The organism is Maritimibacter alkaliphilus HTCC2654, from assembly GCF_000152805.1.
Lineage (GTDB): Bacteria > Pseudomonadota > Alphaproteobacteria > Rhodobacterales > Rhodobacteraceae > Maritimibacter > Maritimibacter alkaliphilus.
In genome coordinates this window covers 1,366,941-1,382,343 of record NZ_CH902578.1, presented here as the reverse complement: position 1 = coordinate 1,382,343, position 15,403 = coordinate 1,366,941, and the positions used below count along the sequence as shown (strand labels likewise).

Sequence of the window (15,403 nt, the reverse complement as noted above, 5' to 3'; positions counted from 1 at the left end):
CAATCTCATAACGAGCGGACACCCTGACCGGGGGCGTGGTGTAGACTTGGTGTCACGGTCCGGTTAGCAATTTAGTGTCATTTCATAGGGGATTGTCGTCTTGAAAGGTTTCGCAGTCATCGTCGCCGCAACGCTGACCCTTCCGGGGGTCGGTTATTCGCAGGACACGCCGAACGGGTCGGACGAAAAGACCCCGTCGGTTCAGGTCGGCGACACGACGTCGGAGATGACAGGCGGTGTGGCCGCCGGGGGGGATGACGCGCCCTCTGCGAGAGGGGCGAACACGGCCAAGGATCGCGATGGCGAAGGTCCGGCGGCGCCGACGCTGGGCGGGCCGCAGGTTCAGAAAACGGACGCGGCACCGGACCGTCCGTCGGGCATCTTGAACGGGGTCGAGCCGCGTCGGGCCGACAAGGAGGGTGCCGATGTCGTGGCCTCACCCGATGTGGACGGCGAGACCGAAGCGGGCGATGCCGATGTCACGGTGACGGGTGGCGAGGAGGCGGTCGCGCAATCCGCCGAAGATGCCGAAACCGACGTGGAGGCCGCCACGGAGATCACGCCTGACGCCGCGCCGCAGGCCGAGGCCCCGGAACAACCGGACACCGAAGCCGAGGCGATCGTCGAGGACGAGGCTCCCGAGAACCCGGCGACCGAGAGCGCGGAAGAAGTCGCGGAGGCCCCCGAAGATCCGGAGACCGAAGCTGCCGAGGAGGTCGCGGAGGAACCCGAAAACGCGGCGACCGAGAGCGCGGAAGCACCTGAAGACCCGGCGACAGAGAGCGCCGAAGAGGTCGCGGAGGCGCCCGAAGCGGCGCCCGAACCGGACCCCTACGACATCGCCGCGCAGGAGTGCATCGACATCGCAGGCCCTGCGAATGCAGGTGTTCCTGCCGCTGCGGTCGATGCCGCATCGCAAAAGGAAACGCTGGCACGGGCGGCAGAGGCCTGCCTGATGGCGGCCGAAGCGGAAGATGCCGATCCAGAAGTTCTGTTCCACGCCGCATCCATCGCACAGGCGCGCGGGCAGGCGGGGGCGACCTTCGACCTGCTCACCCGGTCCGCCGAGGCCGGGCTTGGCGCCGCCGAAACCCGGCTGGGCGACTATTTCCTGTTCGGTGTCGGCCCCGAAGGTCAGGACATCGCAAAGGCGGTCGGGCATTATCAGGCCGCCACCGAGCGGGGCGACGCCGCTGGCATGACGACGCTGGCCCTTCTGTATCAGGTGGCGCGCGGGGTTCCGCGCGACCCGGCGCGCATGGTCGAACTGATGACCATGGCCGCCGACAAAGGCTATCACTTCGCGCAATACAGGCTTGCCCAGACATACCTGAACGGTGACGGCATTCCGGGGCGGGCCGACGCGGCGCTGGGCATTCCGGACACGTCGCGGGCGGTCAGGTACTACACGATGGCGGCGGATGCCGGGAACCTTTCGGCGGCGCTCGAACTCTCGTCGCTCTATGCCGATCCCAACTCCGGGTTGCCCGACGACCCGGAGGAGCAGGTGCGCCTGACCCGAATGGTGTCCCAGACCGGCCATCCGCCCGCAATCGCGATGATGGGCGTGTTCTATGAAACCGGGCGCGGCGTCGCCTATGACCCGGCGATTGCCGCCGGGCTTTATGTGCGGGCGATGGAAAGCGGCAAGCTGGACTTCGGTGACCTGCGCAACGGCGCGCCCGGCACTTGGGATCGCGACACCGCGCTTGAATTCCAGAAGATCCTTCAGGCGCGCGGCCTCTACGATGGCGCACTCGACGCGATCGTGGGGGGTGGAACGGCGGCGGCGGCACGCAAACTAGCAGGGAACTGAGCGGCAGACGCCCGGACTGGGCCATATGTGGTGGCCGACTTTGCGCGGTCCGCTACATTGTGCCCTGCGCGCTACATCCTGCTATCCCGTTCTAAACAATCGCATATCTCGAGTAAATTTTGAGGGAATCACTTTTTGGGGTTACCCTTGGGTCAGGTCCCGGACCTTTTAGAACGCTACTTTATTTCAACATGCCGTTTCAGGGGGGAAATCGCATGGGCAAGTCCAATAGTAATTCCAAGAAAAGCGACAAATCCAACCGGCGCGACGACGACCACCACCAGTCCCGAAACGGCCACGACGACCACGACGCACGGGGGCGCGGGGCCGACCACGACAGACGCGGACCGGAGATCGAGATCGGCACGCGCCATGATGACGTCATCGACAAATCGGACGCTTCGCGCGGGCAGGTCATCGTGGGACGTCAGGGTGACGACGACCTGACCGGGTCGGATATCCGGGACATCATAAACGGCAACCGCGGCGACGACCGGATCGAAGGCGGCGGCGGCAACGACTTCATGAATGGCGGCTCGGGCACCGATACCGCCGTCTTCTCAGGCTCGATCCTCGACTACACGATAAGCTCGAACTGGTGGTGCAATGTCATCACCGTGCGCGGGCCGGACGGCTGCGATACGCTCGTCGGGTTCGAGATTCTGGAATTCGACGATTACACGTTCGAGATCGGGGGGGAGAACCCGCCGCTCGTGGTGTTCGATGACGCGAGCGCGCCCGAAAACGGGACGACCACGCTTTCGGTCTCGGTCTACGACATTGGCGGAACCGGCGCGACGATCCTGTCGGCGAGCCTGTCCGACACGGACGGCCAGCCGGGAACCGGCACCGTCACGGTCGGGGCCGCAACCCCCATCCCGACCTCGGGCGGTATGGACGCCCAAAGCTATGACCTGACCTTCGATCCGGGCACGGCCTTCGACTACCTGTCCGCCGGGGAAAGCGTCGTGGAGCAGATCACGCTGGTCATCGACGATGGGAGCGGGGGGACGACGACGATCACCTCGGACCTCACCATCGAAGGGCTGAACGACGGCATTTCGATCACCTCCGGTCCGCAAGCCGCCACCGTGACGGAGATCGCCGACGGTGCGCCGGGCGAGGGGACCGCGACGCTGAACGCCGCCGGGTCCATCGACTTCACCGATGTCGATCTCAACGACACCCACGCTGTTTCGGTCGTGCCGGGCGCGTCGGGCTATCTGGGGGCCTTCGCGATCCTCCTTACGGATTCCACGGGGTCCGGGGCCGGTTCGGTCGGGTGGAGCTTCGACGTCGCCGATGCCGCGCTCGACGGGCTCGCAATGGGCGAGACGCTGGTGCAGACCTACGCGGTGACGCTGGACGACGGGCAGGGCGCGACCGCGACCGATACCGTGACGATCACGCTCGTCGGTGAAAACGACGCGCCCACGCTGGATGCGGGCACTGCCGAAGCCTTCGAAGGGGGCGGGCCGGTCGATGTGGACCTTGCCGCGCTGGCGGATGACGTGGACAGCGACGACGACGCGACGACGCTGACCTACCAGCTGGGCGCCTTCGCCGGACCGGGCAGCGTTTCGCTTCTCGGTTCGACGCTGACCTTCGATCCGGGCAGCGACTTCAACGCGCTCGCCAACGGGGAAGAGGCCGAGGTCGATGTCGAGGTGATCTTGGTGGATACCCACGGCGCCAGCACCAGCGCGACCGTCACCGTCACCGTGATCGGCACGAACGAGGCGCCGACGGCATTTGCCGACACGGCCAGCACCGATGAAGACGACGCCGTTCTGGTGTCGGTGCTCGACAACGACAGTGACCCGGATGCGGGCGACACCCTGAGCGTGATCGCCGTGTCGGTCACCTCGGGCGGGGGAACGGCCGGCATCGTGGGCGATCAGGTCGAATGGACGCCGGGGGGTGACTACAACGACCTTGCGGTCGGTGAAACGGCCACGGTGGAGCTGTCCTACACCATCGCGGATCAGGCGGGCGAAACCTCGACCGCGACCGTCACGATTACCGTCTTGGGCACCAACGACGGCCCCGTCGCGGTGGACGACGCGGCCTCGCCAACGCCGATCCTCGAAGACACCGTGGATGTGTCGTTCAGCCTGGTCGCCAATGACAGCGACCCGGATGGCGATCCGCTTTCGATCCTCGGCATCGACGACGCGGGAACGCTGGGCGACGTGAGCGTGGATGCCAATGGGACGGATGTCACCGTCGGGATCGCGGGCAACTTCGACTTCCTCGCGGTCGGCGCGACCTACATCGACAGTTTCGACTACACGGTGACGGATGGAAACGGGGGGACCGATACGGCCACCGCGACCGTCACGGTCGAAGGCGAGAACGATGGGCCGGTCGCCAATGACGACAACCGCACGTTGGGAGAATCCGGCTCGATCTCGGTCGCGGCGCTCGACAACGATACCGACGTCGATCTGGGCGATACCCTGTCGGTCATCGGCGGGGTCAAGTACACGCCGGGCGGCACCGGCGATATCGTGGGCGATCAGATCACCTTCGATACCTTGGGCGACTTCGAATACCTCGGCGCGGGCGAAAGCGTCGACGTGCTGATCGGCTATGTGATGGAGGACAACCACGGTGCCAGCGACAACGCGCTGGTCACGATCACGGTCCTTGGCGAGAATGACGGCCCGACGGCGAATGACGACACCGCGACCGTCAACGAAGACGACCTCGTCGCCACGGCGATCAACCTGACCGGAAACGACACCGACGTCGATCTCAGCGACGATATCGAGGTTCTGTCCATCGACACCACCGGCACGTCGGGCATCGTCATTTCGACCGGCGATGGCGATACCTTCACCTATGATCCGTCGGGACAGTTCGAGGCCTTGGGTGCGGGCGAAAGCGCGGTAGACACCTTCACTTACACGGTGACCGACGGAAATGGCGGGCAGGATAGCGCCACGGTTTCGGTCACGGTGATGGGTCAGAACGACGGACCATCGGCCGTGAGCGACAACAACACCGGCGTCGCGGTGGTCGAGGCCGGCTACGCCGATCCGATCGGACAGGACAGTGCCGCGGGCAATGTCCTTGCCAACGACAGCGACGTGGATACGAATGACGTGCTCGCCGTCGTGCAGGTGTCGTCCGGAACCGGCGAGCCGGGGTCGGACATGCCCGTCACGACCTTCGTGCAACTCGTTCTGGGGCGCTACGGCCTTCTCGCCATCGGGCCGGACGGTGATTGGACCTATACGCTCGACAATACGGATTCCGATACCGAAGCCTTGGTTTCCGGCGAAATCGCGCAGGAAACTTTCACTTATACGATATCGGATGGGAACGGCGGCACGGATACCGCCACGCTGACCATCGACATCAACGGGGCCGATGATAATCAGGCCCCGGTCGCGAGTGACGACGCCTATTCGACGGACGAGGATTCCCCGGTCGGCATCCCCCTCAGCCTGCTGTCGAACGACAGCGACGCGGACGGGGATGTGCCTTTCGTCTATTCGATCAACGGAACGGTGCTGACGGGTCCGACGACGATCAACACGACGCATGGCGTCGTGTCCTTCAACGGGACGTTCTTCAGTTACACCTCGGACCTGAATTACTCGGGGCCCGACAGCTTCACCTATGAAATCTCCGACGGAATTGCGGTGTCCAACACGGCTACGGTCGATATCGACATCGTTCCCGTCGCGGATGCCCCGGTGGTGGTGCCGCAACCGCTCGCCATCGGGACCGAGGACACCGCGGGGCTCCTCGGCCTCGTTGCGGATCTGTTCGACACCGACGGGTCCGAGACGCTTCAGCTGCGCTTCAGTGGTATGCCGGCGGGTTCGGTATTCAACATCGGATATGCGGACGGCCCGGAATGGGTGATCGAGGGCGCGGATCTTGCTTCCTTGCCCGGCCTCACCTTCACGCCGCCGCCGGATGCCTTCGGCCTCATCCAGTTCCAAGTGGATGCGATTGCGACCGAAACGGCGAACGGCGATCAGGCGACGACCACCCGGCTCATCTCGGTCGATGTGGCGCCGGTGAACGACGCTCCGGTGGCCTTCGACGACGCCTTCACGGTCGCCGAGGGCGCGGCGCTGGTCGGTGCGACGCTGTTCACTCCGTTCTCGTCCGCCCCGCCGCAGGATTACGACATCGACAGTGCGGGCATTTCCGTGATCTCAGTCGCCGGTGGCGCATTCTCCGGTGAAACGACGTTGCTCTCGGGCTTTGGCAACCTGACCATCCGGGCCGACGGCACGCTCGACCTCGACACCGCAGGGTTCATCGGGGCCGAACAACTGGGTGTGGGCGAGACCGGGACGATCACCTTCGACTACACGATCACCGATGGCGACGGCGGAACTGATATCGCGACCGCGACCGTGACCATCGTGGGGGCGAATGACGGCCCGGTGGCCGAGGATGACCTGTTCAACGGCGATCAGATCGGTGCGACGGGCAACGTGTTCGATGACAACGGGTCCGGGGCCGACAGCGATGTCGACGCCAACGACGTGCTGACGGTCGTCGCCGTGAACGGGGTCGACACGCAGGTGGGGCAAGAGCTTATCCTGCTGTCCGGTCAGACGGTGCAGGTGAATGCGGACGGCACGTTCGCGTTCAGCTCCAACGGGTTCTTCGACGGGCTGGGCGTCGGCGAAAGCTACACCTCGCCGATCCTGACCTACACCGTGTCGGACGGACAGGGCGCGACCGATACCGCGACGATCTCGATCTCGATCGCGGGGCAGAACGACGGGCCCGTCGCCGTGGACGATGCGTTCGTCACACCGGAGAACGGCGCCTACACCGCGGACCTGTTCCGGCTCGGCCAGATCAGTCCGGTGCAGGACTACGACCCCGACATCACCGACAGCTTCACGTTGACGGAACTGAACGGCTCGGCGGCACCGTCGATCACGCTCGCCTCGGGGGCAGAGGTCACGGTCGTCGACGCGACCACGGGCGACGTGTTCTACAACCCGCTGGCGGCCTTCGATTACCTCGGGGTGGGCGAGACCGCGACCGATAGCTTTACCTACACCATCGAGGATGAGAACGGGGCGACCGACACGGCCACCGTATCCGTGCAGATCGTGGGGGCGAACGACGACCCGGATGCGGTGAACGACAGCTTCACGGCGCTGGACACCGGCGCGGACGAAGACACGCCTATCACCTTCGCGGCGGCAGACCTTTTGGGCAACGACAGCGACATCGACGGCGACACGCTTGAGATCGTCGCGGTGTCGCCAACGGGCACCGCAGGCGGCACGCTCGCGCTGAACCCGGACGGGTCGGTGGATTACAGCCCCGCCGCCGCGATGCAGGGTCTCGCCGCGGGCGATATCCTTGTCGAAACCTTCACCTACACCGTGAGCGACGGCAACGGGGGAAGCGACAGCGCGACCGTTTCGTTCGAGATCGCGGGCGTCAACGATGCGCCGGAGATGGCCGATCAGTCGGAGACGACCGATTACGAAGTCGCGCTGAACGCGACCCTCAGCGGCTTCGACATCGACGGTGACAGCCTGACCTATGCGCTCGTGCCGGGCGAAGGGCCGGACAACGGCACCATCGTGGTCAATCCCGATGGCAGCTACGTCTACACCCCGAACAGCGGTTTCTCGGGGTCGGATTCATTCCAGGCGCTCGTGTCTGACGGAACGGCCTCCGACACCGCGACGATAACGGTGGACGTTGGGCCCTATACCACGACGGGCGGGCAGACCGCCGAGGTCGAAGTGTTCGATACCGGGCAGATTTCGGTCGACCTGTCGTCGCTTTCCGGGTCGCCCAACGTGAACGTCATGTTCGTGATGGACAGTTCCGGCAGCGTCGGCAGCAGCGGATGGGAACTGACGAAAGACGCCGTCTCGGGTCTGATGACCGAGTTGGACACGCAATTCACCGGTACGGGCGTGAATTTGGATTTCGCGGTCATCAACTTCTCGAATACCGTCCGGCGCGAGATCGAGTTCACCGATACCTTCCCGGTTTCGACCATGACGGCGCTTGTGGATACGCTTTCGTGGATCAGCAGCACAACCGCCACGGGCGATGCCATGCTGGCTGCGGCAAGCATGTTCTACGACCAGACGGCCAGCTCGGATAACAACTTCATCTACCTCATCACCGACGGTGTGCCGTATCCCCTGGCCGCGCAGGAGACACGGATCGATCAGGCGGACACGGCCTTGCGGGCCTACGGCGTCACGACCGAGGTCGTGGCGGTCGGCAACTTCCAGACGGGCAACGTGGAGCAGTTGGACACGGACGGGACCATCCTTGCCGTCTCGTCCTTCTCCGATTTGCTCGACAGCGTCGGCAATTCCGCTCTGTTCCAGCTCGAGGTTTCGGACGCGACGGTGTCGTTGGTCGCGGATGCGACGGATCACGGGCAACTGGCCGGACTGCCGGACTTCTCGACGACCGCCGAAGGGCTGGCGATCAGTCTTGCCGAGATTTCCGGCATCGCCGAGCTACTGGGCAGGTCGAACACGTTCACCACGTCGGTAACCGTGGACCTCGACCCGACGACGACGGGCGACGAGATCGTGCTCACCACGATCAAGACGCTCGGCGTCAAGGCCGAGAGCGTCAATCAGGCCGGAACCTCCGAAGCCGACCTGATCTTCGGGTCCGACGAGGGCGACACCCTTGGCGGTGCTGCTGGCGACGACATCCTGATGGGCTTCGACGGGGACGACATCATCTTTGGTGGTGTCGGCAACGACATTGCCACCGGGGGCCTGGGTGCCGACCAATTCGTCTTCGATGCGGAGCTTGGGACCGAGACCGACGTGGACACCATCCGCGACTTCGAGCTTGGGGTCGACGGTCTCAACCTGCTTGGCGGATTGACCATCGCGAGCGTGGCCGACGTCGATGCCGACGGCGACAGCACGGTGGACGATACTTTGGTCACACTGTCGAACGGCGCGCAGGTGCAACTGATCGACGTCAGCGGCATCGTGTCGTCGGGCGATCTGCTCTGGTGATCCTTGGCGTCACGCCACAAAAAAGGGCCCCGCGGGGCCCTTTTTCTTTCGGTCGGTGGGGATGCGCTCAGACGATCGTCGCTTCGGTCTTGGAGCGCAGTTCGTCCTCGGTCACGTCCGGGGCGAGTTCCACGATCTTCAGACCGCCCTCGACCACGTCCAGCACGCCCAGATCGGTGATGATCCGGTCGACGACGCCCGTGCCGGTGAGGGGCAGGGTGCATGACTTGAGCAGCTTCGTCTCGCCAGCCTTGTTGGTGTGATCCATCACGACAACGACCTTTTCGACACCGGCGACAAGGTCCATCGCCCCGCCCATGCCCTTGACCAGCTTGCCGGGGATCATCCAGTTCGCGAGGTCGCCGTTCTCGGCCACTTCCATCGCGCCGAGGATCGCGGCGGCGATCTTGCCGCCCCGGATCATGCCGAAGGACATGGCGCTGTCGAAATAGGACGTGCGGTTGAGTTCGGTGATCGTCTGCTTGCCCGCGTTGATGAGGTCCGGGTCTTCCTCGCCCTCGTAGGGGAAGGGGCCCATGCCGAGCATGCCGTTTTCCGACTGAAGCGTGATGTCCTTGTCGCCCACGTAGTTGGCGACCAGCGTCGGGATGCCGATCCCGAGGTTCACGTACATCCCGTCTTCGAGTTCCTGCGCGGCCCGTTCGGCCATCTGGTTACGATCCCAAGGCATTATGCGTCCTCCCGGCTGCGCGTGGTGACTTTTTCGATCCGTTTCTCGTGTTCGCCCTGAATGATGCGGTGCACGTAGATGCCGGGCAGGTGGATGTGGTCGGGGTCGAGCGCGCCGCGCTCCACGATCTCTTCCACCTCGACCACGCAGACCTTGCCGCACATGGCCGCCGGCGGGTTGAAGTTGCGGGCGGTCTTGCGGAAGACGAGGTTTCCGGTGTCGTCGGCCTTCCACGCTTTCACGATCGACAGGTCCGCGAAGATGCCTTCTTCGAGAATGTAGTGCTCGCCGTTGAACACCTTGACCTCTTTGCCCTCACCGATCTGGGTGCCGTATCCGGTCTTGGTGTAGAACCCCGGAATGCCCGAACCGCCGGCGCGCATCCGTTCGGCCAGCGTGCCCTGCGGGTTGAACTCGAGTTCCAGTTCCCCCGCCAGATACTGTCGCATGAATTCCGCGTTCTCGCCGACATAGGACGACATCATCTTCTTGATCTGGCGGGTGTCGAGCAGCTTGCCCAGCCCGAACCCGTCGACGCCCGCGTTGTTCGAGGCGACCGTCAGGTTCTTCACGCCGCTTTCGACCACGGCGTCGATCAGAAGCTCGGGGATGCCGCAAAGGCCGAAGCCCCCGGCGGCGATCAGCATGTCGTCACGCAACAGGCCATCGAGCGCGGCCTTTGCGTTGGGGTACACTTTTTGCATATCCGTTCTTTCTCTTTCGTGAAAACGATGGACCCTGCGGCTGGCCCGATGGTCTCTCCTCCCCCGGCGACCGTCCGCCAAACTCGGCGGGACACTACCGGGGGGGCACATCGGGTTCAAGTTCCTGACCCTACGTAAAAATACGAATGCTGCGGGTGCAAGAGCGAGTTTTGACAAACCAGACGGGTGAACCGGGCCGGTTTGCAACCCGCAACTCGGCCCGGCTGGCGAAAATGTCATGGAAATCCGTTTGGTTTCCGGGCCATGACCCCCTATTTCTTGAGGAAACGAAAAAGAATATATACCGCCAACGGGGACGACGGATGGGAGACGGGAGCAATCTGCTTGTAATCATTGCGCTATTGCCATTTATCGGCGCGCTGGTTCCAGGCTGGATGATCCGGGCAGGCAGAAACGCCTGCGCAACATTTACAGCAGTGCCGACGGTGCTTGCGCTGGTCATGCTGGGCATTCTGGCGCCGGACGTGATGCGGGGCGAGGTCATACAGGCGCGGTTCGAATGGCTGCCGCAGCTTGGCCTGTCGGCGTCTTTCTTCCTCGACGGTCTGGGTCTGCTCTTTGCGGGCATGATCCTCGGTGTCGGGCTGCTCATCATCCTGTATGCGCGGTTTTACCTGTCCGGCGACGACCCGATGGGGCAGTTCTACACCTATCTGCTGCTCTTTCAGGGCGCGATGCTGGGCATCGTCCTGTCGGACAACATCCTGCTTTTGCTGGTCTTCTGGGAGCTGACGTCGCTGTCGTCCTTCCTGCTGATCGGCTATTGGAAGCACCTTCCCGAGGGGCGTCAGGGCGCGCGGATGGCGCTGGCGGTCACCGGGTCGGGCGGGCTTGCCATGATCGGCGGCATGCTGATCCTCGGCAATATCGTGGGCAGCTACGACCTGACCGACATCCTCGCCTCCGGTGACCTCATCAAGTCGTCGGAGTGGTATCTGCCCGCGCTGATCCTGATCCTGCTCGGCGCCTTCACCAAATCGGCGCAGTTCCCGTTCCATTTCTGGCTTCCGCATGCGATGGCCGCACCGACGCCGGTGTCGGCCTATCTTCACTCGGCCACGATGGTGAAGGCGGGCGTGTTTCTCATGGCCCGCATGTGGCCGGCGCTCGCGGGCACCGAGGCTTGGTTCTACATCGTCGCGACCGTGGGTCTGATCACCATGGTTCTGGGCGCGGTCATCGCGCTGTTCAAGGACGATCTGAAGGCGCTTCTGGCGTTCTCGACGGTCTCGCACCTCGGCCTGTTGACCATGCTTCTGGGCTTCGGCACGACCGCCGCCGCCGTCGCCGCGGTCTTTCACATTATCAACCACCTGACCTTCAAGGCCGCGCTCTTCATGACCGCCGGGATCGTCGATCACGAGGCGCATACGCGGGACATCAAGCGGCTCGGTGGGTTGGCGAAACTCATGCCCATCACCGCGACGATTGGAACAATCGCGGCACTGTCGATGGCGGGGATTCCGCTCTTCAACGGGTTCCTGTCGAAAGAGATGATGCTGGAAGAAGCGTCGCATACGTACTGGTTTGAAAATCCGTGGATCGTGCCCGCGCTCGCCACGCTCGGCGCGCTGTTCTCGGTCGCCTATTCGCTGCGCTTCATCTTCCACACCTTCGGCGGCCCGGTGCGCGACGACTATCCGCATAAGCCGCATGATCCGCCCTTCGGCATGTATGCGGCCCCCGCGCTGCTTGTCGTGCTCGTGGTCGCCATCGGCGTGATGCCGTTCCTCGCCGACAACCTCGTCGCGGTCGCGGCCTCGGCGGTGGCGGGAGAGGCGCTGCATCCGCATCTGAAAATCTGGCATGGCGTGACCCCGGCACTGTTCATGTCGTTCGCCGCCATTGGTGGCGGGATCGTTCTGCTGCTCATCCACCGCCCGCTCGACCGGGTGTGGATCGCGGCACCGCGCCCCGAGGCCAAGGCGATCTTCGACAAGCTGCTGGCGCTTCTGGTCGGCGCGACGCGCTGGATCACCGAGGTGACGCACAATCGGTCGATCACCCGTTACCTCGCGATCTTCACCGTCGCATCGGTCGCACTGGGCTACGCCGCGTGGACCGGGGGCGGCATGTCCGCGCCCAGCCGCGAGATGTTGCCGGTTCCGCCGCTCGTCGGTCTTGGGTTCGTTCTGCTGATCGTCGGCGCCGCCTCGGTCGTGCTGTTCCATCGCAACCGCTTCCGCGCCCTCGTGGTTCTGTCGATCATCGGGCTGATGGTGTCGGCCGGCTTCGTCTATCTCTCGGCCCCCGACCTCGCGCTCACGCAGATTTCCGTCGAGACTGTGACCATCATGCTGCTGTTGCTGGCGCTGCATTTCATTCCGAAAGAGACGCCAAGGGAAACGCGCGTCGGCAAGAAGATCGCCGACGGGGTCGTTGCGCTTGTCGCGGGCACGGGTGTGGGTGCGCTGGCCTATGCCTTCATGCGCCGCGACGTCGATACGATCTCGGGCTTCCACCTCGACAATTCCTATGCGGGCGGTGGCGGCAACAATGTAGTCAACGTGATCCTCGTCGATTTCCGCGGTTACGATACCTACGGCGAGATCATCGTGCTGGGGATCGCCGGTCTCATCATCTACGCGCTGATGCAGGCGCTCTTGGGTGGCCCCGCCGGGCGCAAACTGCGCAACACCGATTTCACGCGCGATCTGTCGCGGGACCGCCACCCGCTGATGATGGTTGTCGCGACCCGCGTCATGATGCCCATCGCGGTCATGGTCGGCATCTACATCTTCCTGCGCGGCCACAACTATCCGGGCGGCGGGTTCGTCGCCGGTCTGGTCATCGCGATTGCGCTGCTCATGCAATACATGGCCTCGGGCTTTGCCTGGACACAGTCGCGCCAGCGTATTCAGTATCATGCGATGATCGGCTTCGGCGTGGTCATCGCGGGGTTGACCGGGGCCGGGTCGTGGCTCGCCGGTAAACCGTTCCTGACCTCGGCTTTCGGGTATTTCGAGTTCCCGCCCATCGAGGAATTCGAGCTCGCGACCGCCGCGCTTTTCGACCTCGGCGTGTTCCTGACCGTGCTGGGTGCGGTGATGCTGATGCTCTTCAGCCTCAGCCGGATCGCGCGCTATGCCGGGCAGTCCGTGAACCTCGAACCGATGGACTACGATCCTGCCGACAGGGTGAAACCGCTCGAAGGGGGGAAAGAGTGACATGGAACTGATCGTCGCGACCTCTGTGGGTGCCATGACCGCTGCCGGGGTCTACCTGATCCTGCGCCTGCGCGCCTTTCCCGTGATCCTCGGGCTGGCGCTGCTGTCCTACGCCGTGAACGTGTTCATCTTCGCCTCGGGGCGGCTTTCGGTGAACCTGCCGCCGATCCTGAAATACGGCGACGCCTCCTATACCGATCCGCTGCCGCAGGCGCTGGTGCTGACCGCCATCGTGATTTCCTTCGGCATGACCGCCGTTCTCGTGATGATCGCCATCGGCGCATTTCTAGAGACCGGAACGGACAAGGTCGATATCGAGCGCGGAGACGAGGATGAGGAGGAGCCGGTGAAATGACCCACTGGATCATCGCCCCCGTCATCCTGCCTGCGCTGCTGGCGCCGATCATCGGCTATGTCATGCGTTACGACATCCTGATCGCGCGGATCGCGTCGATCGTGGGGACCATCGGCCTTGTCGCCATCGCCGCCGGACTGTTCGCAAGCGCCGCGCCGGGCGAAACCTTCGTCTACCGGCTGGGCAACTGGCCCGCGCCCTTCGGGATCGTGCTCGTGCTCGACCGGCTGTCGGCGCTTATGGTGATGCTCACCTCGGTCCTCGCGCTCATCGTGCTCGTCCACGCCGTCGCGACCAACTGGGATCAGAAGGGGCTGCATTTCCATGCGCTGTTCCAGTTTCAACTCATGGGCATCTCGGGCGCCTTCCTGACAGGGGACGTCTTCAACCTGTTCGTGTTCTTCGAGGTGCTTCTGATCGCCTCCTACGGTCTGATGATCCATTCGGGCGGGCGTGAGAGGATGCGGGCCGGCCTGCAATACGTCATCATGAACCTTGCCGGGTCCACGCTGTTCCTGTTCGCGCTGGGCACGCTTTACGCGTCCACCGGCACGCTGAACATTGCCGATCTCGCCGTGCGCCTGCGCGAAATTCCGGTCGAGGATGCGGCCATCGTGCGCGTCGCCGCGATGCTCCTGATGATCGTGTTCGCGGTCAAGGCGGCGCTGTTTCCGGTGCAGTTCTGGCTGCCGGGAACCTATGCCAACGCGCCTGCGCCCGTGGCGGCGCTGTTCGCGATCATGACCAAGGTGGGGGCCTATGCCATCATCCGCGTCCACACGATCGTCTTCGGTCCCGACATTCCGGCGACGGGCGACATGGCCGGGCTGTGGCTGTTCGCGGCGGCCATCGTGACCGTGGGGATCGGGGCCTTCGGCGTGCTCGGTGCACGCCGGTTGATGCCGCTGATCGCGTTTTCGGTTCTGGGGTCGATGGGCACGCTGATGCTCGCCATATCCGCCTTCACCCCCGGCGCGACGACGGCGGCGCTTTATTACCTCGTTCATTCGACATTCGCCGCCGCCGCGCTGTTCCTCATCGCCGATCTCGTGGTGACGCGCCGCCCCGGCGACACGCTGACCACGCTGCCCGCCACGGTTCAGAACGGCCTGTTCGCCGCGCTCTTCTTCGGAGCGGCCATCGGCATGGCGGGGATGCCGCCGTTGTCGGGGTTCCTCGGCAAGCTCTTCGTCCTCGACAACCTACGCGACCCGGCCGAGATCGGCTGGGCCTGGACCGCGATCCTTGTCGGCTCGCTCTTCACGATCGTCGGCTTCGCGCGGGCCGGATCGGCGCTGTTCTGGAAATCGACCGCCTTCGTCCTGCCGGAGAACGTGATTTCCGAAGACGAGGAAAAGGAAGAGGTTCCGATCACCCGCGACCCGGCCAAGGCGTGGGAAGTCGCCCCGACCATGGCGGCCATCGGCATGTTGGCGGCGCTGTCGATCTTTGCCGGCCCCGCCGCGCGGTATTTCGAACTGACGGCTGATCAGTTGTTCGACCGCAACGCCTATGTGTCGGCGGTCCTTGAAAACCCCGATGGGCTGAAGCCCTATCCCGACGATCATCACGGCGAGGAAGATGCGGCCTACGACGAAGACGCCGCGGAGCACGATGACGACGGGTCTGCGAAAGACGGGGGACACTGATC

General features: G+C 64.3%; 7 protein-coding genes. 5 read left to right on the top strand and 2 right to left on the bottom strand.

Features of this window, described 5'->3' with window-relative positions; translation table 11 throughout:
- Positions 1-100: 100 nt before the first annotated feature.
- Positions 101-1,816, top strand: coding sequence for a tetratricopeptide repeat protein (locus RB2654_RS07705; RefSeq protein WP_008330188.1), 1,716 nt, complete (start codon positions 101-103; stop codon positions 1,814-1,816).
- Between the two features lie 215 nt (positions 1,817-2,031).
- A complete protein-coding gene (locus tag RB2654_RS07700) occupies positions 2,032-8,814 on the top strand; it encodes a cadherin-like domain-containing protein (protein ID WP_008330186.1) in 6,783 nt (2,260 codons plus the stop codon).
- 67 nt (positions 8,815-8,881) lie between these two features.
- Here RB2654_RS07700 and RB2654_RS07695 read toward each other — a convergent pair whose 3' ends face one another.
- Together RB2654_RS07695 and RB2654_RS07690 are read right to left on the bottom strand one after the other, a co-directional pair.
- Positions 8,882-9,505, bottom strand: coding sequence for a 3-oxoacid CoA-transferase subunit B (locus tag RB2654_RS07695; protein ID WP_040884570.1), 624 nt, complete (start codon positions 9,503-9,505; stop codon positions 8,882-8,884).
- Positions 9,505-10,209, bottom strand: coding sequence for a CoA transferase subunit A (locus tag RB2654_RS07690; protein ID WP_008330182.1), 705 nt, complete (start codon positions 10,207-10,209; stop codon positions 9,505-9,507). The genes RB2654_RS07695 and RB2654_RS07690 overlap by 1 nt, the downstream gene beginning before the upstream one ends.
- 323 nt (positions 10,210-10,532) lie before the next feature.
- On the opposite strand from RB2654_RS07690, the gene RB2654_RS07685 reads away from it, so the two are divergent.
- From RB2654_RS07685 to RB2654_RS07675, 3 genes are read left to right on the top strand one after another with little or no spacing between them, the layout of a single operon-like run.
- Positions 10,533-13,397, top strand: coding sequence for a monovalent cation/H+ antiporter subunit A (locus RB2654_RS07685; protein WP_040884568.1), 2,865 nt, complete (start codon positions 10,533-10,535; stop codon positions 13,395-13,397).
- Position 13,398: 1 nt separating this feature from the next.
- Complete coding sequence (locus RB2654_RS07680; protein ID WP_008330177.1) at positions 13,399-13,752, top strand: Na+/H+ antiporter subunit C; 354 nt, start codon at positions 13,399-13,401, stop codon at positions 13,750-13,752.
- On the top strand, positions 13,749-15,401 hold the full coding sequence (locus RB2654_RS07675) for a monovalent cation/H+ antiporter subunit D (RefSeq protein ID WP_008330175.1): 1,653 nt from the start codon (positions 13,749-13,751) through the stop codon (positions 15,399-15,401). The genes RB2654_RS07680 and RB2654_RS07675 overlap by 4 nt, the downstream gene beginning before the upstream one ends.
- Positions 15,402-15,403: the final 2 nt, after the last annotated feature.

Bases quoted from the DNA above. Each gene is read 5' to 3' on its own strand.
- RB2654_RS07700 (WP_008330186.1), top strand. From the start codon at position 2,032: ATGGGCAAGTCCAATAGTAATTCCAAGAAAAGCGACAAATCCAACCGG.
- RB2654_RS07695 (WP_040884570.1), bottom strand. From the start codon at position 9,505: ATGCCTTGGGATCGTAACCAGATGGCCGAACGGGCCGCGCAGGAACTC.
- RB2654_RS07690 (WP_008330182.1), bottom strand. From the start codon at position 10,209: ATGCAAAAAGTGTACCCCAACGCAAAGGCCGCGCTCGATGGCCTGTTG.
- RB2654_RS07685 (WP_040884568.1), top strand. From the start codon at position 10,533: ATGGGAGACGGGAGCAATCTGCTTGTAATCATTGCGCTATTGCCATTT.
- RB2654_RS07680 (WP_008330177.1), top strand. From the start codon at position 13,399: ATGGAACTGATCGTCGCGACCTCTGTGGGTGCCATGACCGCTGCCGGG.
- RB2654_RS07675 (WP_008330175.1), top strand. From the start codon at position 13,749: ATGACCCACTGGATCATCGCCCCCGTCATCCTGCCTGCGCTGCTGGCG.